Here is a 21207-nt window from a genome sequence, read left to right as displayed (position 1 = left end):
CGCGGAATTCCCTCCCGCGGCGCCCGCCGCGGGAGGGAATTTCGTGGCAGGTGCAGGGCTCTGCAGGTCCCCCGTGGTACCCCACACACCATCCGTACAGGAGCAAGGATGTCAGAGCCATTCCTGAGCGAGATCAAGCTCGTCTCGTTCAACTTTCCACCCAAGGGCTGGGCGCTGGCCAACGGGCAGCTGCTGCCCATCAACCAGAACCAGGCGCTGTTTGCGCTCCTGGGCACCACGTACGGCGGCAACGGCCAGACCAACTTCGCCCTTCCCAACCTGCGCGGGCGCGTGCCCATCCACGTGGGCAACGGGCACACGCTGGGCGAAACGGCCGGCAGCACCAGCGTGACGGTGAACATCCAGCAGCTTCCCACGCACGTCCACCTGCTCCAGGCTTCGCCCATTTCCACGGGTGTTTCGGCCGATCCGACCAGCAAGGTCCTAGCTCCGGTAAACAACAGCTACGTTACCACGCCGACGGCCCTTACCCCGCTCAATCCGCAGACGGTGGGCAACGTGGGAGGCAGCCAGGCGCACAACAACATGATGCCCTACCTGGCGCTGAACTTCATCATCGCGCTGCAGGGCATCTTCCCCTCCCAGAACTGATCCGGAGACCGTACCCATGGCACAACCCTACGTGGGCGAAATCCGGTTGTTCGCCGGAAACTTCGCCCCCAACGGCTGGATGTTCTGCGAGGGGCAGACGCTGCCCATTTCCGAGAACGACGTCCTGTTTCAGCTGATCGGCACTACCTACGGCGGAGATGGGCAGGAAACCTTCAACCTCCCCAACCTGGCCAGCCGCGTTCCCATCCACATGGGCACCGGCCCGGACGGCACCACGTACCAGATCGGGGAGATGGCGGGAACGGAGCAGGAGACGCTCACCTCGCAGCAGATTCCCCTTCACACGCACACCCCGCTGGCGGCCGCGACCGCCGGCAACCAGAGCACGCCGGTGGGCGGCATGCTCGCGCAGCCCACGGGCAGCGTTCAGCTCTACTACGATGGCGATCCCACGGGGCAGATGAGCAACCAGGCCATCACCCCCCAGGGCGGAAGCCAGCCGCACGAGAACACGCAGCCCTTCCTCTGCGTCAACCACATCATCTCCCTGTTCGGGGTCTTCCCGAGCCCGACCTGAGGAGGAGCGCCCACATGTCAGACCAGTTTCTCGCGGAAGTCCGCATCTTTCCGTTTACCTTCGCCCCGACGGGGTGGGCGTTCTGCAACGGCCAGCTGCTTCCGATTTCGCAGAATACCGCGCTGTTCGCGCTGCTCGGCACCACCTACGGCGGTGACGGCAAGAGCACGTTTGCGCTGCCGAACCTGCAGGGTTCCGCGCCCATGCAGCCCGGCCAGGGGCAGGGGCTTTCGCTGCGCGACCTGGGCGAGCAGTCCGGGGTGGAATCCATCACCCTGCTCGTGTCTGAAATCCCGGTACACGTGCACACGCTGAACGCCAACAACATCGATCCGGCGGACCTGAACATCCCCGGCCCGACGCGCTCGCTGGCGGTTTCGCAGAACGCGTTCGCGTATCAGCCGTCCACCGCGAACCTGGGGACCATGGCGCCCCAGGTGCTTCCCCCCGCGGGTGGCGGGCTGCCGCACAACAACATGCAGCCGTACCTGACGCTCAACTTCTGCATCGCCATGCAGGGCATCTTTCCGCAGCGGCCGTAATCCGCGGTGGAATGAGCAGAGAGGGCGGCCCGGTGGCCGCCCTCTTTGTGCCTGCGCAGACACCGTTTCTTCGTAACTAGCCTTTTCTGTCCTCCCGGTCGTCCATTTCGATGAATCCAACGATCACGCTGCGCCCCGTCACCGACGGCGACATGCCGTTTCTGCTCGCGCTGTACGCCACTACGCGCGAGGAGGAACTGAAGCAGGTGGACTGGACGCCGGAGCAGAAGGCGGCGTTCGTGCACCAGCAGTTCCACGCGCAGCACCAGTTCTGGCGGGAAAACTACAGCGACACCTCGTGGGATCTGATCGTGCGTGACGGCGAACCGGTGGGGCGGCTGTACGTGGCGCGCTGGCCGGGCGACATCCGCATCGTGGACATCGCGCTGGTGCCGGCCCTGCGCGGCGGCGGTCTGGGGACGGAACTGATCCGCGCGCTCTTTTCCGAGGGCGACGCCAGCGGCCGCAAGGTCAGCATCCACGTGGAGATATTCAATCCCGCGCGGCGGCTGTACGAGCGGCTGGGCTTTGTGCAGGCGGAGGTGCGGGGCGTGTACCTGCGCATGGAACGCGCGCCCGCGGCGGTCGCCGCCGGCTGACAGCGCGCCGCCACGGCTCCGATGTGATGATAAAAGGCTCGCATCCGGCGGATGCGAGCCTTTTCGTGCGGGGTGGACCGGGGAAGATCTGCGACACCTGTTCTGATCGTGTCTCAGTGTGTGTGGAATGAATGTCCCGAAGAGGAGCGCGGAAATCGGGAGCGAAGGGTGCGAAACGGCGCGGTTGCTGGATTTTCGTTCGCTTCGAACGCGAGGAATACCCGGCTCGCATGATGCATTTTCGTCGGGTGCCGGGATGGGCGCGTGCGGCCGCGCGCGGAACTCTCCTCCCCATCCCGGCCTCTGCAACCGCACCGGAAAACGTCTCGACATCCATCGCCGCTCGTCTCGCGCCAGCGTGAGAACGATCCGGCGGGTTTCCGGCGGTACACCCGACGTTCACCGAATCCGGAGTCGCTCCATGATCCGTGCAAAGTGTGCCGCCTCCGCGGTATTCCTCCTGGCGCTCGCCGCCTGTACCGGCGACGCCACCTCTCCCGTGGCCCCCGACGGCGATCCGTCGCTGGCCATCGTCGACGCCGCGCACAGCGCCGCCGCGCCGGGCTTCTACTTTCTTCCCCCCACGGTGAAGGGCGCGGCGCCCTCCGGTACGTTCGACGCCACGCTGCAGCCTCGGGTAGAAATCTGCGAGCTGGCCGGAAGCCTGTGCGGCGCCACGGTCGCGAGCTTTTCGTTCGGCACCGGATCGTCGTCCGTGCGCGTGGACGCGGGCGCGGAGCACTACATCACCAACTGGCACACCTCCAAGTCGCTGAATCCCGACAAGTTCTACCGCATCCAGGTGTTCGTGGGCGCGTTCCGCCTCGGGTACGCGGACGCGGACGTGGTGTCGGGCGGCAAGGACAAGCACTCGGTGGATGAAACGCAGTTCGTGGCGGTGAAGGCGGGCCAGACGATCCCCATCAAGTTCCGCATCGAGACGGGGATCGCGGCGCAGGTGGTGGTGTCGCCCGCGTCGGCCACCATCAACACCGGCGCGACGCAGCAGTTCACCGCGACGGTGCCGGACCTGCACGGCGCTCCTCTCCCCGCCGCCGCAGTCGTGTGGACCACCTCCAACGCAGCCGTCGCCACGGTGGATGGCAGCGGACTGGCGACCGGAACCGGGGTTGGAACCGCCACGATTACCGCCACGTCGGGTGCCTCGTCCGGCTCCGCGATGCTGACGGTGCTGAACCCCAACACACCGCCCGTCGCGGCCGCGGACACCTTCCAGGCCATCGGCAACGTGACGGTTCCGGTTGCCGCGCCCGGCGTGCTGGCGAACGACACGGACGCGGAGGGCAACTCGCTTTCCGCCGTCGCCGGGACGTACGCCACCACGGGGGGCGGAACGGTGACGCTGGCCGCGGATGGCGGGTTCAGCTACCTGAGCGCCGCCGGGTTCACGGGCGCAGACACCTTTGCGTACACGGTGACGGACGGGCAGGCGACCTCCACCGCCGTCGCCACGGTATCGTCCGCCTACCGCGTGTGGTACGTGGACAACAGCGCGGGCGTGGCGGGAGACGGGCGCGACGCCTCGCCCTTCGCGACGCTCAAGGCGGCGGAGAGCGCCTCGGCCGCGGGGGAGACGGTGTTCGTCCGCGGGGGGAACGGCGGCGCGGCGGGGTACGACGAGGGCTTCATCATGAAGGCGGGACAGTCGCTTACGGGCGAGGGAATCACCAGCCCCATCCAGGTGGTGCTCAACGGCGCCACGGTGACGCTGCTGGCCCCGGCGGGAACCCCCAACCTAGCCCGCGCGACCGCCGGGACGGGAATCCAGCTGGCGACGAACAACACGGTGCAGGGCGTGCGCGTCGCCACCAGCGATGGAGCGGGGATCGCGGGTGACGGCTTCGGGACGTTCACCGCGGCGCAGGTGTCGGTGGACGCCACCGGCGGCGCGGCGCTGGATCTGGAAAACGGGACGGCGGCGGCCGCGTTCGGCAGTGTGTCGTCCACCGGGAGCGGGGCGAACGGGCTGCGGCTGGTGAACGTGGGCGGGACGCTTTCCGCCACGGGCGGGCTGCTGACCGGGGCCGCGGGTCCCGCGGTGCTTGTCGCGGGCGGCAACGGGATCGTCACCTACGCAGGCGATGTCGTTTCCACGGTTCGCACCGCGCGCGTCGACGGGCGCACGGGCGGCGTGCTGACGCTCAGCGGCTCGCTGAACGACACCGGCGCGGGGATACTGGTGCAGGACAACGCGGCGGGGACCATCGCCTTCACCGGCGCCTCCAAGGTGATCAGCACCGGCGCCTCCACCGGAGTCACGCTGGCGGACAACGGTTCCGCTGCGATCCAGTTCGCCGGCGGCGGGCTGGCCATCACCACGACCAGCGGTGACGGCTTCCGCGCGACGGACGGCGGCGTAGTGACGGTGACCGGGGCGGGGAACGCCATCCTGACCTCCGCGGGAACGGCGCTGCGCGTGGTGGATGCCACGACGGGCGCGGCCGGGCTCAGCTTCCGCTCCATTGCCGCGGCCGATGGCGTAAACGGAATCGTGCTGCAGAACACCGGCGGCGCCAACACGCTGCAGGTGACGGGAACGGGATCGGCCGGCAGCGGCGGAACGATCCAGTCCATGAGCGGTGACGCGGTGCGGATGGAGAACGTGTCGGGCGTGTCGCTCGCGTCCGTCATCATCCGCGACAACCTGGGAAGCGGGATCGCGGGAGAAAACGTGAGCGGCTTCGCGCTCGCCGAATCCACCGTGCTGAACAACGGCGACAGCCCCGCCGCGGACGAGGCGGGGATCCGTTTCCACAACCTCCTCGGCTCGTCCTCCATCACCGGATCGTTCATCGGTGGATCCGTGGAAGACAACCTGCGCGTGGCCAACAGCTCCGGTGTGCTGAACCGGCTGACCCTGTCGTCCGCGACCTTTGCCGCGAACGCGGCGGCCACGGGCGGGGACGGCGTCTCCATCCTGGGCTCCGGCTCGGCCGTGGTGAACGTGACGGTGCAGAACAGCCAGTTCACCGGCGCACGCGTAAACCTGCTGCGGGTGGCGCTTTCCGGATCGGCGCAGGGGGACGTGGTGCTGGGCTCCAACAGCTTCGGCAACACCCATCCCGCCATCGTGCCCGGTGCGGGCGGGGTGGCACTGGAGACGGGCGGCGGCGCCGCGGCGCTGACGTACGACATCTCCGGAAACAGCTTCCGCGATGCCGTGGGATCGGCGCTGTCGGTTCAGGAGGGGGTGGGCACGGGCACCGTGTCCGGCGTCATCCGCGGCAACACGGTGGGCGTGGCCGGCTTCGCCAACTCGGGTTCGCAGCAGGGTTCTGGCATCAGCCTCACCTCGGTGGGCGCGGGATCGCACACGGTTGCCGTCACGGGCAACCAGGTGCGGCAGTACAACAACCAGGGTGTGCTGCTGCAGATCGGCGATGCGTCCGCTGGCGGAAACGGGACGCTGAACGCCACGGTGACCAGCAATGTGATCGCGGAGCCGGGCACCGCGCCCACCGCCAAGAACGGCATTCACCTGAACGCCGGGCTCATCACCAGCGACAATCCGCAGGTCTGCGTGGATCTGGGCGGCCCGGGGTCGCTGGCCAACGCCGTCACGGGCTCGGGATCGGGCGGGGCGGCGGGCACGGATCTGCGCCTGCGGCAGCGCTTTCTGACCACCGTGCGGCTGCCCGGATACGCGGGCGGCAACGCGGACAACGCGGCCGTGGTCGCCTTTGAGCAGGCGCGCAACGGCGGAACGCCCACCGGGCTCGCGCAGAACGCGGTGGCCACCGGTGGAGGCGGGTTCGTGGGCGGTGCGGGGTGCCCGCAGCCCTGACCGGCGGCTGACGCGAAACGAGAAGGGGCGGACGGCATCAGCCGTCCGCCCCTTCTCTCATCCTCGTCCGAAGCGCGATCAGGTGAAGACGGCCTCGTAGCGCATCCCGCGCTCATCCGGGCCGATGGGGGCCAGGAACAGCTCGAACCCGCCCATCTCCTCGTGCTCCACCCTGTACATGGCCTGGGGGACGAGCGCGTCGGGAACGGTATGGAAGATCAGCGAAAACGGCTGGCGCGGGCGGCCGTTGGCCGATGCGTCGCTCCAGCGGTGCACTTCCGTAAGCTTGGTGGGCAGCCGCGCGTCGCCCACCACGAAGTGAAAGATCTCGCCCACGCGGGGCTGAAAGGTGTCGATGGAAAACGTTTCGAGCATGAGCTGTCCTGGATGGGGCGGCGGGGATGATCAGGCGGGCATCGGCCCGGGGCGGGAGCCGTATCGCAGACGGAATCTACGTTCCTCGATGGATTTCGACCACCGGCACATCCCGGGCGCGGCCGCGCGCGTCGAGCCGCGTCCCTGTCGCGGGGAGGCGGGAACCGATAAGCTTTTCGCCGCGCCGCCCATCTACCCTTCCACCCGGACGCGAACGCCATGACCGCCAGGACGCTCTTTACGCGCATCATCGACGGGGAAATCCCCGGCCAGTTCGTTCACCAGGACGAGCACTGCATCGCCATCCGCGACATCAACCCCGCCGCGCCGGTGCACCTGCTCATCATCCCCCGCAAGCCGATCCCGTCGCTGGCGCAGCTCACCGCCGAAGACCAGGCGCTCGCCGGACACCTGCTGCTGGTGGTCTCCAGACTGGCGGAGCAGGAGGGGATCGCCGGGCAGGGCTACCGCGTGGTGATCAACACGGGCGAGGACGGCGGACAGACGGTGCCCCACCTGCACATCCATCTGATGGGCGGGCGCGCGCTCACCGGCCACGGCACCGCGTGAGGGAGGGGCCGATGACGAAACGGATGACGGTGATTCCCACCGAGCACGACGTGATCCTGGACGAACTCCATCGCGCGCTGCATGGCGAGCCGTGGCACGGCAACTCGCTCCTGACCACGCTGCGGGGCGTGACGGCGGAGCACGCGGCGGCGCGCCCCGTCGCGGACGGGCACTCGGTGGGCGAGCTGGTGCTGCATCTGGGCGTGTGGACGGCGGAGGTGGCGCGCCGGCTGCGCGACCGCGTGGCGCGCGATGCAGCGGTGGACTTTCCCGCGTTCGCCGGCGGGGAGAAGGCCTGGACGGACGCGCGCGAGGCCCTCGTGTCCGCGCACGCCGCGCTGGTGGAGGAGGTTCGCCGGTTTCCCCCCGCGGACCTGCACGAGATCTGCGCCGATCCGCGCCAGGCGGACGCGCCCACCAACAGCTTCGCGGTGATGCTGCACGGAACCGCGCAGCACTACGCCTATCACTGCGGCCAGATCGCGCTGTTCAAGAAGATGCTGGGCTGATCGCCGTCCCGACGCGCCGCCGCGGGACACGAACGCCGCCGGGAGCGCATTTCCGGCGGCGTTCGCGCGTCCGGAGCCCGCTATTTGGACTGCTGCATGTAGACTTCCTCGTAGGGCTGCAGCACCACCCATCCGCTCCCCTGAAAGCGGAGCTGGAAGGTTTCGCCGCTGCCGCGCCCCAGCAGCGTCTTGAGGTTCATGTCCACGTGCACGTCGGGGGAGAGCGTGCCGGCCCACGCGACGGTGGCGTTGGGATCGGTAAACACGGGCTCGCCGGGGCGCACCAGCAGGGTGATGGGATTGTAGTGCGTGGTCATGGCGATCATCCCCGGCCCGGTGACGCGGACGTTGAAGAGCCCGCCCGACGCCATTCCCGCCACGCGACGCATCATCTTGATCTCGTACTTCATCCCGTCTTCCAGCGCGAGCAGGTCGTTGCCGTTCACAAAGATCTGCTCGCCGGCCGCCAGTTCCAGGATCTGCACCCGCTTTCCCGCGTCGGCCAGGTACACGCGCCCCCGGCCCTCCATCTTCATCAACTGCAGCCCTTCGCTGGTGACCATCTTCTTGAGCAGGGTGCCGAGTCCCTGCTCCAACAGCCCCTGCCGCGTGAACTTCACCCCGCCCACGTAGCCGATCATCGCCCCCGCCTTGCACCACACGCGGCCGTCCAGGTTCACTTCCAGCGTGTAGGGATTCTCGAGTTCGAACTTGCCGTGCGCGTCGTCCTTCTGCCCGGTGGCGGCGACGAACTGGTCGGTGGTGTAGCGGGACATGGCTTCCTTGGTGGGCGGCACGTTGGGGATGCTGAGAGGGCGGACAATACGGGTGCGCGCCGGCACCTGCCAGAGCGGGTCCCGGCGGCGCACGGGGAGTGGGGGGCGCGGGGAATTCCGTCCGCCGCGTCCGACTATTGCACAAGATCCTTTGAAGTCTATTTGGGGCGTGCTACTATGTACTGCGGCCGTTCCCGAACCGCCTCCCTTCCTCCTGCCCGCGAGCGCTCCATGCCCGTCCCTCGCCCCCGGCTGCGCATCGCGGCGCTCGCCGCCACTTCCGTTCTCGGCTGTTCGCCTCCGGCGGCCGACGCCGCGCGCGCCCTGGCCACGTGGGACCAGGCCGTCTCCGTCTCCCGCCCATTCGCCCTGCAGGAGAACGAGGACGTGGTGACCGTGTCCCCGTCCGTGCAGTTCGACGGGCGGGGCGGGTTCCTGGTGGCGGACGGCCCGGAAGGCCAGGTTCGGCGGTACGGCGCGCGGGGCGAACTGCTGTGGAAGGCCGGGGCGCGCGGCGGCGGGCCCGGCGAGTTCTCCAACGTGCAGAACGTGGTGCGCCTTCGCTCGGGAGAGGTCTTTGCCGCGGACTTCCACGGCCGCTTTACCGTGTTCGATTCCGTCGGCCGGCGGGTGGTGCGCACCATCCGGTCGCCGCTGAGCTTCGTGGAAGACGTACAGTCGCTTTCCGACTCTACGATCCTGATCTCCGGAATCCTGAACGGCGACAACTCCTCCCCCCGGCTGCACGTGTGGAACGTGGACCGCGACCGCATCGTGCGCAGCTTCTTCGCTCCGTTCCGGCAGGCGCGCAACCCGGTGGCCGCGACCATCGCGGGGTGGACCAAGGCGTCCGTCCGCGGCGACACCATCGCCGCCATCTTTGCGCTCAGCGACAGCGTGTACCTGTTCACCACCGCGGGGACGCCGGTGCGGACTCTCGCGCTCCCCTCTCCCCGGTTCCGCCGGGTGGGGCGGGACGTGCCGGAGAACGGGGACGATCCCCGCACGCGCGCGCGATGGCTGGCCTCCTTCGACTACGTGGCCGACGTGTTCTGGATGCACGACGGCGACCTGCTGGTCCCCTACCAGAGCATCGTGCCGGACGGGGCCTACACCCGCGAGTGGCACCTGCTGCGGCTGGGGCGCTCCGGCGAGCAGAAGCTGGAGATGCGGTCCGTGCCGCGGCTGCTGGCGGTGGATTCCCACTCGGACCGCCTGTACTTCGTGGCGCCCGGAGCGGAGGCGGAAAACGAATGGGTGCTCGCCAGTCTGCGCTGATCGCGGCGGCCGTGCTCGCCGCCGCCTGCGCCGCTCCGGAGGCCGCGCCCCTGCACCCGGGCTCCGCCGTCCCCGCGGCGTGGCGGGCGTCCGCGGCCGGGGCGAACGAGCCGACGCTGTTCTGGGTGTTCCGCACCGCCGACTGCCTGACCTGCCAGAACCTGGACTTCGAGGTGCGGCGGGTGCAGCGCCGGCTGGGCGAACGCGTGCGGGTGGTCGTGGTTCACGTGGGCGCCGAGCGGGACGAGGGGATTCCGCGGGCGTACCTGCGCGAACGGCGCGTGCGGGCGGAACTGTGCACGGTGCCGACATCCGTGCACCGGCGCATTCTGCCCGACACCGCCATCCCCGCCGTGTACCTGGCGGACAATGGCGTAATCCGCTGGCACACCCGGCTTTCCGACAACCCGGACCAGGTTTCCGCACGGCTCGACCACGCGCTCGCCGCGCTGGCCGCGCCGGCACGTCCATCCGCCATCCCTCTTACCGAGCCGCGGCAGGCACCCCGACCACAATAGGAGTATCCATCATGAGAAACGAACAGAAACTTCGCGGGCGCTCCCGGCTGTGGGTGGCGCTTCTGACGGCCCTGGCGGCGGGAGCCGCCGTTCTGCCACCCCGGCCCGCCTCCGCGGCAAAGCCGATGCAGTTCTACATCGGAAGCCAGACGGGCGCGAACTGCGGAGGATGCTGCAGCACCGGATACTGCTGCACGGGCGGCGTGTCGTGCGAGCCCACCTGACCGGTGCCCGGCGTCCGCTGATGACGATCCGCGGTACCTGAGTTCGATCCGTCGTACCTGACTTGATCCGTTGTACCTGAATTTGATTCGTCGTACCTGAATTTTATCCATCGTACCTGACTTTAATCCGTCGTACCTGACCTCAATTCCGCCTGCCGCGGACTCGCCACTCTGCACCGAAGGTCACGGATGAAGATTTCTCACGCCGTCCCGCTCTGCCTGGCCGCCGCCATCGCGAGCCTGGGGATGCGCGCCGCGGCCGGCCCCGCGCCGGTCGCCGCCGCGAGCCTCTCGGCTCCGGCCCGTTCCCCCTCGACCCCGCCCCGCGCCGGGGACCAGGCCGTGGTGCTGCCCCTGAGCGCCGACGTCCGCATCCGCGCGCGCCCGTTCGGCCGGGGGTGGCGCGCCGGAACGGTGGGGACTGTCGGCCCCTGCACGGTGATCCTGGTTCCCAACGCCTGGGACGGACGCCGGATCACGGGCTACAAGCCGGTCCCCATCGACTCGCTGCTGGCGATCGAGATCGTGGCGCGCCGCATCAACCCCGCCGCGCAGCGGTTTGCGCCGCGCCCCGCCGGATGGCGCCCGTTGTCCCTTGCGCAGGTGCGGCGGGCGCACGGCGGCTGCACGGCCTGGTAGCGCCGCCCGCGTGGCGGCGAACGAAAGAAGGGGCGCCCGGCATTCCGCCGGGCGCCCCTCTCGTCATCTCCCACGACCGCCGTCAGACCAGCGCGGGCTCGGGCTGGGGTTCCCACTCCACGATGCGGCCTTCCATGGCGCTGGCGGCCACGGTGTACGGCGAGGCCAGGTACAGCTGCCCGGGGCCGCTGCGGCCGGGGAAGTTGCGATTGATGGCGCTGATCGTCACGTCGGTGGGCTTGCGGCTCACCCCGGGGCCGGCGTTGATGCAGGCGCCGCACGACGGCTCGATGAAGGTGGCGCCCACCTCCTCGAACACGCGGTCGTAGCCCTGCTCCTGGCAGTACGCGTACACCTCCTGCGAGCCGCACTGGATGTAGAGCTGCACGTGCTCGGGCTTCCGGTGGCCGCGGTCGTGGTACTCGCGAAGGACGCGGGCGTACATGTCCATGTCCTCCTTCTTGCCCGCCGTGCAGCTGCCGGCGTACGCGATGTCGATGCGCACCTCTTCGCCCAGCTCCTGCACGTACAGGCCGTTCCCCGGGTCGCCGGGAAGGGCGATCATGGGCTTGAGCTGGCTGGCGTCGATCTCGATCACCTTGACGTAGTCGGCGCCCTCGTCGCTGTACAGCCCGTCGATGAGCGCCTCGGCCGCGGCGCGGTCCATTCCGCGCTGCTGCACCAGGTACTCCACCGTCTTGGCGTCCGGGGCCACGATGCCGGTAAAGGCGCCCACCTCGGCGGCCATGTTGGTCATCGTCGCGCGCTCGTCCACGGAAAGCGATTCCACCGCGGGGCCGGCGTACTCGATGATCTGGCCGATGGCGTGGCCGTCCTTGATGTACGGGTGGCGCAGGATCTCCAGCATGAAGTCCTTGGCCGACACGTTCTCGGGCTTCTGGCCGTTGACGATCACCTTGAACGAGCGGGGCACCTCTACGCGCACGTCCTTGGTGATCCACGAGTTGAAGATGGCCGTGGTCCCCACGCCGAACGCAATGCAGCCGACGGCGCCCGCGTGCGGCGTGTGGCTGTCGCTGCCGATGATGATGTGCCCGGGAAGCGCGTACGCCTCCAGGATCTTGCTGTGGCAGATGGCCTCCGAGCCGTGCTTGCCGTGGCCCAGCTCGCCGTACAGCCGCACGCCCTGCTTTTCGGCGAACTGGCGCTGCTTGACCTCCAGCTGGTTGGCCACGTCCAGCAGCCCCAGCTGCACGCGGTCCGCCGGCATGGCGTCCTTGAGGAACGTCAGGTGGTCGCGGAAGAAGAGGATGCTTTCCGGCTCCAGCACCTTTTCATCCGGCCCCACGTAGTGCTCAAAGAAGATGGCCGACATGGGGGTGACGTACTCGTGGCTGAAGCGGATGTCCGTCTGCACGAAGCCGCTGTCGCCCGGCTGCACCCACTGCACGCCGATGTCACCATTGGAAAGGTCGGTGACCCAGTGCCGGGCGAAGATCTTTTCGCCGATGGTCATGGGGCGCGGCTTGCGGCCGTGCGCGGTGCCGTCGGGGGCGGCGCCGGAGTCGGTGTCGACGTTGCTGGTGGAGGTGGCCACGAACTGGGCCGCCGCGTAGTCCACGCCGGTGCCGGGACCGGGGCCGGGCTCGTTGTCCGCGCCGCTGCCGCGCAGCGCCGCCACGTCGTCCGCGGCGGGGCTCACGGTGCCCGGCTGGTCGTGGTGGCAGCTGATGGGCGGCGTGCGCACCGCGCCCTGCAGCCGGGCCACGTTGTAGTTGAAGAGGCCGCCGTGCTCGATGATGCCGCGGGTGATTTCGTCCGCCCCGTCGGTGAACTCGCTGAGCGGAATGGTTTCGCCCGCGCGGATGCGCTCGATCAGCTCGAAATTGGTGGACGTGAGCACGCCCAGGTTCTGGCAGTTTTCGCGGTAGATGCGCTCGATGTTTTCGGCGATCACCACCTGGATGCCGGCCATCATCTCGGCGTACGGGCTCTGCTCGCGCGAGCTGCCCTTGCCGCGGCGCCGGCCGCTGACCGAGGCCACGAAGCCGCCCTTCTTGACGCTGCCCTGCTTGATGGGGAACTCGTCGCCGGCCTTGAGGCCCAGGTACGGAAACTCGCCCAGCGTTTCGTCGAAGTAGTAGCAGATGTACGCGGGCGTGATCTCGTCGGTGGAGATGTTGTCGCGCAGCTTTCCGCGCAGTTCGTCGGTGAGCTCCACGTCCTCGCCGGCCAGCTGGCGGCGGACCAGGTCCGGGTCGTCCAGAAGAAAGAGGACGCGGCCGTGGAGGCGAACCTCGGGCGGCAGCTTTTCGATCGGGCGCGTGAGCAGCGAGGCAATCATTCGTGTACCCGCGGGGAAGCAGGGAGCTGGGCCGGGATGGATCTCCGGCCCGCGGAACGTCCGCAATCGTTCGAATCTGCGGCCTTGCGGGCGCGCGTGCAACCCGTGCGGGCAACTTCGATCGAGCGACCGAACGGGAAAACTGCCGTTTCACACGGAGTACACGGAGGATGCACGGAGGTCACGGAGGAACAGCAACGGAAAACGATCACACAGAGCCGCAGAGACACAGAGAAAGAACTGCACGAGAATCAACCCATCTCCCATTCCTTTGATCTTTTCTCTCCGTGTCTCTGCGGCTCTGTGTGAGGTTCTTCTCTTTCCTCCGTGCCCTCCGTGCATCCTCCGTGACCTCCGTGTGAAACGGCAGTTTCGTGGAGGCGCGCCGGGAATCGAGATGCGGACGGGCTTGAGGAACCGAGGGGATGCGGTTAGTTTTGCTGCATCAGGGGCGTTAGCTCAGCTGGGAGAGCATCCGCTTTGCAAGCGGAAGGTCATCGGTTCGAACCCGATACGCTCCATCGCAGGAAAAACGAACGCGCCCGGACCGCAGCAGTGGTCCGGGCGCGTTCGTGCGTCCGGCATCGTCCCGCCGCCGATCGAACGTCCCCGCTTTCCAGCTACTCTGGCTCTTGCACGAAATCGGTGTTCGTGATATATTTCGTTTATGAAACCATTTGCATTTGAAACCGTTGACGGCGAAGCGCCCATGGGGATCGGGCGCAGCCTCATGGAGGTTTCGGCGCTGGTGATGCGGCAGATTCGCGCCGGCCTGAAGCACCGCGAGGCCGACGGCCTCACCTACTCGCAGGTGCGGTCGCTGATCTACCTGTACGGAACTCCGGGCGCCTCGCTTTCCGAGGTGGCCGAGTTCCTGGGCATTCAGGCGCCCACCACCTCCAAGCTCATCGACGAATTGGTGCAGGCCGGGCTGGTGCGCCGGCAGACGGCCGAGGACGACCGCCGCAAGGTGCTGCTGGAAATGACGCGCGAAGGGCGCCTGAGCCTGGAATCGGCCATCCGCCCCGCGCAGCTGTCCATCGACAGCATGCTGGCCCCGCTGGGCGACGAAGACCGCGCCCTGGTGACCCGGGCGATGGAACTGCTTTATCCGCTGCTGCTTCCGGGCTGCTGCGGCGAGCGCGCGGCGGCATGACGGTCCGCGCTCCCTTCACCCGGACCGCCCGTGGGGGCGCGCCGGGGATGCCGAAACAAGAGAACCGTACGATGCGGAAGATAAGGACGGACGCAGCACAGTGGTCGCGGGCGGCGCTCGCGGTGGGCATTCTGTGCGCGGCGCCGGCGGCGGCGCAGCAGACGGCTCCCCAGCCGCTTTCCCTGTCCGAGGCGGTGTCCCGCGCGGCCACCACCACGGCCGGCGTGAGCGCGGCGCAGCTGCGGGTGACCGAGGCGGAGGCACGGGTGCGGCAGGCGCGCGCCGAGCTGCTCCCCTCGGTGAGCGCCGCGGCGGGCGTGTCGGAACGCACCTTCAACCTGGAAGCCATGGGCATCAGCCTTCCGCGCGCGGAAGGCACCCCGGCGCCGGACCCGCTCATCGGCCCGGTGAGCGGCGTGGACGCGCGCCTGCGGCTGAACCAGACCGTGTTTGACGCCGCGGGCGTGGCGCGCACCCGCGCCGCCCGCGAGTTCGTGGGCACGGTGACGGCCGAGCGCGCCACGGTGGCGCAGACGGCGGCCCAGCGCGCCGCGCTGGCCTACCTGCGCACCACGCGCGCGGCGGCCACGCTCAGCGCCCGCCAGGCGGACGCGGCGCTCGCCGGCGAACTGCTGGAACTGGCCCAGGCGCAGTTGGAGGCCGGGGTGAGCACGGCCATCGACGTGACCCGCGCGCGTACGCAGAAGGTGGCGGCCGACGGGCAGGTGCTGGTGGCCCGCAATGCCGCCGAGCGCGCGCAGATCGAACTGGCGCGGTCGCTGGGCGCGGACCCGGCCACCCGCTTCGTACTCACCGATTCGCTGGCGGACGGCGGCTTCGGCGCGGGCGTGCCCACGGAGCAGAACGCGGCCGTGGCGCAGGCGCTGGAGCGGCGCCCGGAGCTGGCCCAGGCGCTGGCGCAGGCTTCGACGGCGCAGGCGCAGCGGCGCGCCATTCAGGCAGAGCGGCTGCCGCGCGTGGACGTGGTGGCCGATTACGGCGCCAACGGCCTGCACGCCGGCGACGCCATCGGCACGGGGCAGGTGGGGCTGCAGCTGTCGCTTCCCATCCTGGACGGCTTCCGCCGCGAGGCCCGGCTGCAGGAGCAGCGCGCGGTGATCCGCGAAACGGCGGTGCGGTCGGAAGATCTGCGGCAGCAGGTGCAGGCCGAGGTGCAGGGCGCGCTGCTGGACCTGCAGAACGGGCGCGAGCAGGCGCAGGTGGCCGGCGAGCGGCTGCGGCTTGCGGAAGACGAGCTGGCCCTGGCGCGCGAGCGCTTCACCAACGGCGTGGCGAGCAACCTGGAACTCATTCAGGCGCAGGCCTCGCTCATCACCGCGCGCGACGCGGTGATCGAGGCGCGCTTCACCACGGCGGCGGCGCAGGCCAACCTGGCGCGCGCGGTGGGCTCGGCCGACACGCTGCGCTGAGCGTTTCTGGCGGGACGGACGAACAACCTGCGGCGGCCGCGCGGCGCGGAGCCGGATTCATATTGACGAACGACGAGGGAGAAGGCCCCATGGCCCAGATGGAAGAGACAGTGGAACCGCGCGCGGCGCATGCGCCCGCGCAGCCGGCCCGCACCGCTCCGGCGGAGCCCGCCGGCGGGGGAATGCGCAAGCGCATCATCCTTGGCGTGGTGGCGGTGGCGCTGGTGGGGCTCGCGATCTGGGGCTTCCGCAAGTGGCAGTGGTCGCAGTCGCACGTGACCACCGACAACGCGCAGGTGGAGGGGCACATCACCCCCGTGCTGGCGCGCACCGGCGGCTACGTGAACAAGGTGATGGTGCAGGACAACCAGCACGTCAAGGCGGGCGATGTACTGGTGGTGCTGGACGACCGCGACCTGCAGGCCCGGCTGGCCCAGGCCAACGCCGAGCTGAACGCGCTGCTGGCCGTCTCCGGCGGCGAGGGGCACGTGGGGCAGGCGGCGGCGCAGATCGGCGGGGCGGAGGCTTCGGCGTCGGCGTCGCAGGCCCAGGTGGCCCAGGCCCAGGCCCAAGTGCGGCAGGCGCAGGCGGCGGCCCGCAAGGCCACTTCCGACCTGGAGCGCATGCGCACGCTGGCGGCCCGCAACATCGTGAGCCAGCAGCAGCTGGACGCGGCCAACGCGGCGTCCGAGGCGGCCAACTCGGCGGTGTCGGCGGCCCAGGCGCAGGTGACGGCGGCGCAGCGCAACGCCAGCGCGGCGTCGCAGCAGGTGACGGTGGCGCAGGCCGGGCTGCAGGGCGCCGACGCCCGGGTGGCGGCGGCCCGCGCGGCGCGCGACGGGGTGGCGCTGCAGCTGAGCTACACCCGCGTGGTCGCCCCGGCGGACGGCGTGGTGAGCAAGCGCACGGTGGAGGCGGGGCAGCTGGTGCAGCCCGGCCAGCCGCTGATGACGGTGGTGCCGCTCACCGACGTGTGGGTGGTGGCCAACTTCAAGGAGACCGAGGTCCGCACGGTGGTGCCGGGTGAGGACGTGGAGTTCGAGGTGGACGCCTATCCGGGCCACGCCTTTCACGGCGAGGTCGAGAGCCTGAGCCCGGCCACGGGCGCCAAGTTCAGCCTGCTGCCGCCGGACAACAGCACGGGCAACTACACCAAGGTGGTGCAGCGCATTCCGGTCAAGGTGCGCGTCACCGGCGGAATGGACGCCGCGCACCCGCTGCGGCCGGGGATGAGCGCCGAGGTCGTGGTCGACATCCCGTCCACGTGATCTGAATGCGGGAACGGCCTGGATGTTCGCACAGCCGTTTCCGCACTCACGCACTGACGCACACAGCACTAACGCACTCACGCACTTCGGTTCTGGGCGTGTCCCCGCTGCGCGGGGCCGGGCTTCGCGCGCCGTAGGCAACGATACAGCTGTTGCCAACGGCGCCGAGCCCCCGGTTCGCGCCACGGTTGATCTCGTAGAGCGAAGTCGAGGCACGCGCGAACCGGGTTCTCGGCCCTCCGGGCGCGAATCCCTCACGCGGCGCCCGCCGGCTTCGGCCCGTGATCCACGCTGACGTTCACGCCAACGCGCCCGGAGGCAGCCGCCTCCGGGCGCTTCGTTCGTTCCGGCGAGCATGCCTCGTGTCCCCGCGCGTCTCCCGTGCAGCAGCCCCGATCGTGGACGCGCCAGCGGCCGCGAGTCGGGGCTTCGCGTTGTTCGAGCGGCGGATTCATCCGCTCAGGGATACCCGCACACCTCGCCCGAACGGCGCCGCCGTGCTGAGCGCCTTGTCGTCCCGAGCGTGCTTGACCAGAGATGACGGCTATCATATGATAATCGTCATATGAAACTGCCGGGCGATGCTGACCCGGGGAATCCGACGCGCGAGCACGGGAGCCACGATGCGGGATGAGAGTTCTGAAGGCCGTGCAGGCGTGCGTCCGCCCGCCGCGGGACGGGGGAGGGCAGGCGTGGGCGCGACACGTGGCCGCGCGACCGGCGGGGAAGCCGGCGCGCTGGCCGGCCTCGTCGGAGTGTGGCCCGCATGACGGCGGTCGCACAGGACGCCGCCGCGATGCCCGTCGCCGAACCAAACTCGCGGGCGGCGCGCGTCATCAACCCGTGGATCGTGCTCGTATCGACGGCGTTCGCCATGTTCGCCGTGTTTCTCGACACGACCATCCTGTTCATCGCGTTTGCCGCCATCGGCGCTGACTTCGCCAGCGCCGGGACCTCCGCGCTGTCGTGGGTGCTGAACGCGTACACCATCGTCTTTGCGGCCATGCTCATCCCCGCCGGGCGGCTGGCGGACCGCATCGGGCGGCGGAGGACGTTTCTGGCCGGCGTCGTCGTGTTCACCGTGGCCTCCATGCTGTGCGGCGCGGCGCCCACGGTCGGCGTTCTGGTGATTGCGCGAATGCTGCAGGCGGTGGGCGCGGCGGCGCTGGTGCCGTCGTCGCTCGCGCTGGTGCTGCAGACGTTTCCGCGCGCCCGGGTGCCGCTCGCGGTGGCGGTGTGGAGCGCGGTGGGCGCGGTGGCGGGCGCGCTGGGGCCCACGCTGGGCGCCGTGGTGGTGGAGCACCTGGGATGGCGGTGGGCGTTCTACATCAACCTTCCCGTCGGCATCATCAGCCTGCTGCTGGGGATGCGCGTGCTGCCGGAGGGGCGCGAGCAGAATCCGGGTCGCTTTCCGGATGCCGCCAGCATCGTGCTGCTGATGGCCTCGCTCGCGCTGAGCGCCTACGCCGTCGTGCAGACGGAGGAGTGGGGGTGGGTAAGCGTGCGCTTCGCGGCGGCGTTCGCGGCCTCGCTGCTGCTGCTGGGCGCCTTCATCGAGCGGTGCCGGCGGGTGGAGAACCCGCTGTTCGACCTGGGATTGTTCCGCTCCCGCCCGTTTCGCCTGGCCAACTGGGCGATGCTGGTCTTTTCGACCGGCTTCTCGGCGATGTTCCTGGGCAACGTGCTCTTTCTGACCCAGGTGTGGCGGTATCCCATCCTGCGGGCGGGGATGGTGATCTCGGCCGGGCCGCTGGTGGTGGCGGTGATGGCGCCGGTGTTCGGGCGGCTGGCGGGGCGGGTGGGGCAGCGGGCGCTGCTGGTGCCGGGCGGGCTGGTGTGGGCGTCCGGCGCCGCCCTGCTGCTTCTGACCGCCACGACCGCGCCGCGATCCCCCGCGCACTATCTGCCCGCGCTTCTGCTTACGGGGCTGGGCGTTGCGCTGTGCATGCCGCAGCTGTCGTCGGTCTCCGTGCAGGGCCTTCCGTCCGACAGCTACGGCGCGGGCGCCGCGGTCAACCAGGCCGTCCGCAACCTGGGCGCGACGCTGGGCGTGGCGCTGGTCCTGGCCTTCACCAGCCATCCCTCTGCCAACCCGATGACCGGATTCCACCACACCTGGTGGCTGATGATCGTGAGCGGCGCGTCGGTGTCGCTGCTGAGCTTCTTTCTGCCGCGCGCACCCCGTCAGCCCGCGCGGAACTGATCGTCAGCCGCGCGCTCCGGGACGGCGCGGCGCCGATCAGTATCCGCCAGCCACAAACTTCGTGATGCGCGCGGCCGGATCAGTATCCGCCAGCGGCGAACTCCGTCCGAACGCGGCAACGGTCGTTATCCGCCGGTGGCGAGTTCCGCGGTGAGCGCGGTGCGGTAGCGGTCGAGCTCGGTGTCCAGGATGGCGGCTTCCGCATCGGAACCCGCCTCCCAGCGGGCGAACTGCATCTCGCCCAGGCAGGCGGCGGCGTACGCGGGTCGGTACGCGGCGACGGCCTGCCTGAGCTCATCCACCGGTTCTCCCGCGGAGCACTGGTGGATGAGCGCATCCAGTTCCGCGCCGTCGAATCCCCACTCCACCGCGGCACCCGCGAGGTCCCAGGCTGCGTCGGCGGGGCCGGGAAGGCGCGTGCCGGCACCGTGGTCCACCGCATCGACCTTGGTGATGCCTGCGGGACCGCGAATCCACTCCTGTGGCGCCAACCGCGCGTCGGCGATCACCGCATCGCGCGGCGGAAGCGCATCGATCCGCGCCAGCGCAGCGGCCAGCCCGGGCACGTCGCCCAGCGCTTCGCGGGCGTTTTCCTCCAGCGCCGCACGGACGGGCGCGGGATCCACCGCCTTGCCCGTGCGGAACCGCCCGGCGCGCGCGGCCAGGTAGCGCGCCACCGCCGCGCGCGCATCCGGATCCGCCACGTCCGCGCGGGTGAGCGGCGTTCCTGGAATCCAGCGAAGCACCACGAAACCATCCCACGCGCCCAGCACGGCGGGCCCGGCGCCGAGGTCGGCGAGCACGATGGCCCGGTCGCGCGCGGAGGCGCCCCATCGCCCCAAGCCGGCGTAGCGGATGAGCCACTGCGTCCCCGCGGGATCAACCGCGCGCACCTTCACCCGTTCGTGGATGGGCGCGGCAGGAAGCTCCGCGGCGCCATCGACCACCCCGCGCCACGCGCCCCACGAAAGATCGTCGCCCAGCGTCAGCCCGAAGCGCTCGGCGACGCGGCGGACGCGCTCGGGATCGACCTGTGGCGCGTACCGACGCGCGGAGGCGAACCACGCGCGGCGCTCCTCCGGCGCCAGCGGCATCGCGCCCTCGCCGCTGGGAAAGAGGACGATCCGCCGTTCATCCACCCCATGCGTTTTCAGCCACTCGTGGACGCGCCAGAACGTCTCGCCCGTGGCGCCGGGCCCTTCATCCACCACCAGCACGTCGCCGCCGTCCGCCACGCCCGGGCGAACGACGTCGCGCCACACGGATTCCGCCTCGATCGTGCGCTGGCCGGACGGGCCGCGCGGGCGCAGCGTGGCGCGCCGCTCCGTCCCCAGCGCCGCCGCGACCACGGCGGACAGGCTGGTGCCGATGCTGCGGATGCCGAGCACCACCGCGCGCCGCGCCTGCTCCGCTCCCACCTCCGCCGCGTAGCGCCGCGCCGCTTCCGCAAACGCCGCGGGATCCAGCGCGTAGTGCAGGTAGCCCTCCGGGGCCTTGATGCGCAGCGGTTCTTCGTACGTGAGCCGGATGGCGGCCAGCGCCTCCGCGGCGCGGTCGAGCGCACGCGGGGCGGGGGATTGGCGGGACAGGTACGCGCGCCCGGCTTCCACCATCAACCGCGTGAACTCCTCTTCCGACACGGGCTGGTCAAGCGACCCGGCGTCCCGCGCGTCCAGGACGGCCTGCTCCAGTTCGCCCGCGCGCACCAGAAAGGCGACCGCGTCGCCATCGCGCGCGGCCTGCTCCAGCTCCTGAACTTCATCCATCAACCGCACGTCGCGCCATGCGTCGCGAAACGAAATCACGCGCCTCCGCCGTTCATCCGCCCGAATCCTTTCATTCACGGAACCGATCCTGCAC

19 protein-coding genes and 1 tRNA gene are annotated in these 21207 nt (G+C 69.9%); 16 read left to right on the top strand and 4 right to left on the bottom strand.

The window, feature by feature from the left end; genetic code table 11:
- Positions 1–108: 108 nt before the first annotated feature.
- The 5 genes from HNQ61_RS00270 to HNQ61_RS00250 all read left to right on the top strand — a co-directional run bounded on the left by HNQ61_RS00270 (position 109) and on the right by HNQ61_RS00250 (position 6096).
- Complete coding sequence (locus HNQ61_RS00270) at positions 109–612, top strand: phage tail protein (protein ID WP_170039343.1); 504 nt, start codon at positions 109–111, stop codon at positions 610–612.
- 16 nt (positions 613–628) lie between these two features.
- The gene (locus HNQ61_RS00265) at positions 629–1150 is read left to right on the top strand and encodes a phage tail protein (RefSeq protein WP_170039342.1); all 522 of its coding nucleotides are present in this window, start codon (positions 629–631) and stop codon (positions 1148–1150) included.
- Between the two features lie 14 nt (positions 1151–1164).
- Positions 1165–1692, top strand: coding sequence for a phage tail protein (locus tag HNQ61_RS00260; RefSeq protein WP_170039341.1), 528 nt, complete (start codon positions 1165–1167; stop codon positions 1690–1692).
- Positions 1693–1802: 110 nt separating this feature from the next.
- The gene (locus HNQ61_RS00255) at positions 1803–2291 is read left to right on the top strand and encodes a GNAT family N-acetyltransferase (RefSeq protein WP_170039340.1); all 489 of its coding nucleotides are present in this window, start codon (positions 1803–1805) and stop codon (positions 2289–2291) included.
- A gap of 421 nt (positions 2292–2712) precedes the next feature.
- A complete protein-coding gene (locus HNQ61_RS00250; protein ID WP_183685481.1) occupies positions 2713–6096 on the top strand; it encodes a beta strand repeat-containing protein in 3384 nt (1127 codons plus the stop codon).
- A gap of 78 nt (positions 6097–6174) precedes the next feature.
- Here HNQ61_RS00250 and HNQ61_RS00245 read toward each other — a convergent pair whose 3' ends face one another.
- A complete protein-coding gene (locus HNQ61_RS00245; protein WP_170039337.1) occupies positions 6175–6471 on the bottom strand; it encodes a DUF6916 family protein in 297 nt (98 codons plus the stop codon).
- Between the two features lie 219 nt (positions 6472–6690).
- On the opposite strand from HNQ61_RS00245, the gene HNQ61_RS00240 reads away from it, so the two are divergent.
- Positions 6691–7041 carry a histidine triad nucleotide-binding protein gene (locus HNQ61_RS00240; RefSeq protein WP_170039335.1) on the top strand — a complete coding sequence of 117 codons (351 nt, stop codon included), beginning with the start codon at positions 6691–6693 and terminating at the stop codon, positions 7039–7041.
- An 11-nt stretch (positions 7042–7052) separates the two neighbouring features.
- Positions 7053–7550 carry a DinB family protein gene (locus HNQ61_RS00235; protein ID WP_170039333.1) on the top strand — a complete coding sequence of 166 codons (498 nt, stop codon included), beginning with the start codon at positions 7053–7055 and terminating at the stop codon, positions 7548–7550.
- An 80-nt stretch (positions 7551–7630) separates the two neighbouring features.
- Here HNQ61_RS00235 and HNQ61_RS00230 read toward each other — a convergent pair whose 3' ends face one another.
- On the bottom strand, positions 7631–8326 hold the full coding sequence (locus HNQ61_RS00230; RefSeq protein ID WP_170040476.1) for an AIM24 family protein: 696 nt from the start codon (positions 8324–8326) through the stop codon (positions 7631–7633).
- 231 nt (positions 8327–8557) lie between these two features.
- Here HNQ61_RS00230 and HNQ61_RS00225 point away from each other — a divergent pair, with 231 nt between their 5' ends.
- The 4 genes from HNQ61_RS00225 to HNQ61_RS00210 all read left to right on the top strand — a co-directional run bounded on the left by HNQ61_RS00225 (position 8558) and on the right by HNQ61_RS00210 (position 10985).
- Positions 8558–9604, top strand: a complete 1047-nt coding sequence (locus HNQ61_RS00225; RefSeq protein ID WP_170039331.1) for an NHL repeat-containing protein — start codon at positions 8558–8560, stop codon at positions 9602–9604.
- On the top strand, positions 9580–10122 hold the full coding sequence (locus tag HNQ61_RS00220; RefSeq protein WP_170039329.1) for a hypothetical protein: 543 nt from the start codon (positions 9580–9582) through the stop codon (positions 10120–10122). The genes HNQ61_RS00225 and HNQ61_RS00220 overlap by 25 nt, the downstream gene beginning before the upstream one ends.
- Before the next feature lie 11 nt (positions 10123–10133).
- Positions 10134–10346: a hypothetical protein gene (locus tag HNQ61_RS00215; protein ID WP_170039328.1), complete on the top strand. Its 213-nt coding sequence runs from the start codon at positions 10134–10136 to the stop codon at positions 10344–10346.
- Between the two features lie 189 nt (positions 10347–10535).
- Complete coding sequence (locus HNQ61_RS00210) at positions 10536–10985, top strand: hypothetical protein (RefSeq protein ID WP_170039326.1); 450 nt, start codon at positions 10536–10538, stop codon at positions 10983–10985.
- 82 nt (positions 10986–11067) lie between these two features.
- On the opposite strand, the gene HNQ61_RS00205 is transcribed toward HNQ61_RS00210, so the two are convergent.
- A complete protein-coding gene (locus HNQ61_RS00205) occupies positions 11068–13290 on the bottom strand; it encodes an aconitase family protein (RefSeq protein WP_170039324.1) in 2223 nt (740 codons plus the stop codon).
- 448 nt (positions 13291–13738) lie between these two features.
- Here HNQ61_RS00205 and HNQ61_RS00200 point away from each other — a divergent pair.
- The 5 genes from HNQ61_RS00200 (at position 13739) to HNQ61_RS00180 (ending at position 19347) form a co-directional block, all read left to right on the top strand.
- Positions 13739–13811, top strand: a tRNA-Ala gene (locus HNQ61_RS00200).
- A gap of 146 nt (positions 13812–13957) precedes the next feature.
- Entirely contained in the window at positions 13958–14446 is a 489-nt protein-coding gene (locus HNQ61_RS00195) for a MarR family winged helix-turn-helix transcriptional regulator (RefSeq protein ID WP_170039322.1), read from the top strand.
- Between the two features lie 71 nt (positions 14447–14517).
- Positions 14518–15876, top strand: coding sequence for a TolC family protein (locus tag HNQ61_RS00190; protein WP_170039320.1), 1359 nt, complete (start codon positions 14518–14520; stop codon positions 15874–15876).
- Positions 15877–15965: 89 nt separating this feature from the next.
- The gene (locus HNQ61_RS00185; protein WP_170039318.1) at positions 15966–17144 is read left to right on the top strand and encodes an HlyD family secretion protein; all 1179 of its coding nucleotides are present in this window, start codon (positions 15966–15968) and stop codon (positions 17142–17144) included.
- 766 nt (positions 17145–17910) lie between these two features.
- Positions 17911–19347 (top strand): MFS transporter, encoded by a 1437-nt coding sequence (locus HNQ61_RS00180; RefSeq protein WP_170039316.1) that lies wholly within the window; start codon positions 17911–17913, stop codon positions 19345–19347.
- Between the two features lie 125 nt (positions 19348–19472).
- Here the strand turns inward: HNQ61_RS00180 and HNQ61_RS00175 are convergent, their stop codons facing one another.
- Entirely contained in the window at positions 19473–21152 is a 1680-nt protein-coding gene (locus HNQ61_RS00175; RefSeq protein WP_170039314.1) for a protein kinase family protein, read from the bottom strand.
- Positions 21153–21207: the final 55 nt, after the last annotated feature.

The sequence above is a fragment of the Longimicrobium terrae genome (assembly GCF_014202995.1).
Classification (GTDB): domain Bacteria; phylum Gemmatimonadota; class Gemmatimonadetes; order Longimicrobiales; family Longimicrobiaceae; genus Longimicrobium; species Longimicrobium terrae.
This window is presented reverse-complemented; position numbering and strand designations above follow the sequence as displayed.

Bases quoted from the DNA above. Each gene is read 5' to 3' on its own strand.
- HNQ61_RS00195 (WP_170039322.1), top strand. From the start codon at position 13,958: ATGAAACCATTTGCATTTGAAACCGTTGACGGCGAAGCGCCCATGGGG.
- HNQ61_RS00190 (WP_170039320.1), top strand. From the start codon at position 14,518: ATGCGGAAGATAAGGACGGACGCAGCACAGTGGTCGCGGGCGGCGCTC.
- HNQ61_RS00205 (WP_170039324.1), bottom strand. From the start codon at position 13,290: ATGATTGCCTCGCTGCTCACGCGCCCGATCGAAAAGCTGCCGCCCGAG.
- HNQ61_RS00185 (WP_170039318.1), top strand. From the start codon at position 15,966: ATGGCCCAGATGGAAGAGACAGTGGAACCGCGCGCGGCGCATGCGCCC.
- HNQ61_RS00225 (WP_170039331.1), top strand. From the start codon at position 8,558: ATGCCCGTCCCTCGCCCCCGGCTGCGCATCGCGGCGCTCGCCGCCACT.
- HNQ61_RS00235 (WP_170039333.1), top strand. From the start codon at position 7,053: ATGACGAAACGGATGACGGTGATTCCCACCGAGCACGACGTGATCCTG.
- HNQ61_RS00220 (WP_170039329.1), top strand. From the start codon at position 9,580: ATGGGTGCTCGCCAGTCTGCGCTGATCGCGGCGGCCGTGCTCGCCGCC.
- HNQ61_RS00215 (WP_170039328.1), top strand. From the start codon at position 10,134: ATGAGAAACGAACAGAAACTTCGCGGGCGCTCCCGGCTGTGGGTGGCG.
- HNQ61_RS00250 (WP_183685481.1), top strand. From the start codon at position 2,713: ATGATCCGTGCAAAGTGTGCCGCCTCCGCGGTATTCCTCCTGGCGCTC.
- HNQ61_RS00230 (WP_170040476.1), bottom strand. From the start codon at position 8,326: ATGTCCCGCTACACCACCGACCAGTTCGTCGCCGCCACCGGGCAGAAG.
- HNQ61_RS00240 (WP_170039335.1), top strand. From the start codon at position 6,691: ATGACCGCCAGGACGCTCTTTACGCGCATCATCGACGGGGAAATCCCC.
- HNQ61_RS00255 (WP_170039340.1), top strand. From the start codon at position 1,803: ATGAATCCAACGATCACGCTGCGCCCCGTCACCGACGGCGACATGCCG.
- HNQ61_RS00180 (WP_170039316.1), top strand. From the start codon at position 17,911: ATGACGGCGGTCGCACAGGACGCCGCCGCGATGCCCGTCGCCGAACCA.
- HNQ61_RS00270 (WP_170039343.1), top strand. From the start codon at position 109: ATGTCAGAGCCATTCCTGAGCGAGATCAAGCTCGTCTCGTTCAACTTT.
- HNQ61_RS00260 (WP_170039341.1), top strand. From the start codon at position 1,165: ATGTCAGACCAGTTTCTCGCGGAAGTCCGCATCTTTCCGTTTACCTTC.
- HNQ61_RS00265 (WP_170039342.1), top strand. From the start codon at position 629: ATGGCACAACCCTACGTGGGCGAAATCCGGTTGTTCGCCGGAAACTTC.
- HNQ61_RS00245 (WP_170039337.1), bottom strand. From the start codon at position 6,471: ATGCTCGAAACGTTTTCCATCGACACCTTTCAGCCCCGCGTGGGCGAG.
- HNQ61_RS00210 (WP_170039326.1), top strand. From the start codon at position 10,536: ATGAAGATTTCTCACGCCGTCCCGCTCTGCCTGGCCGCCGCCATCGCG.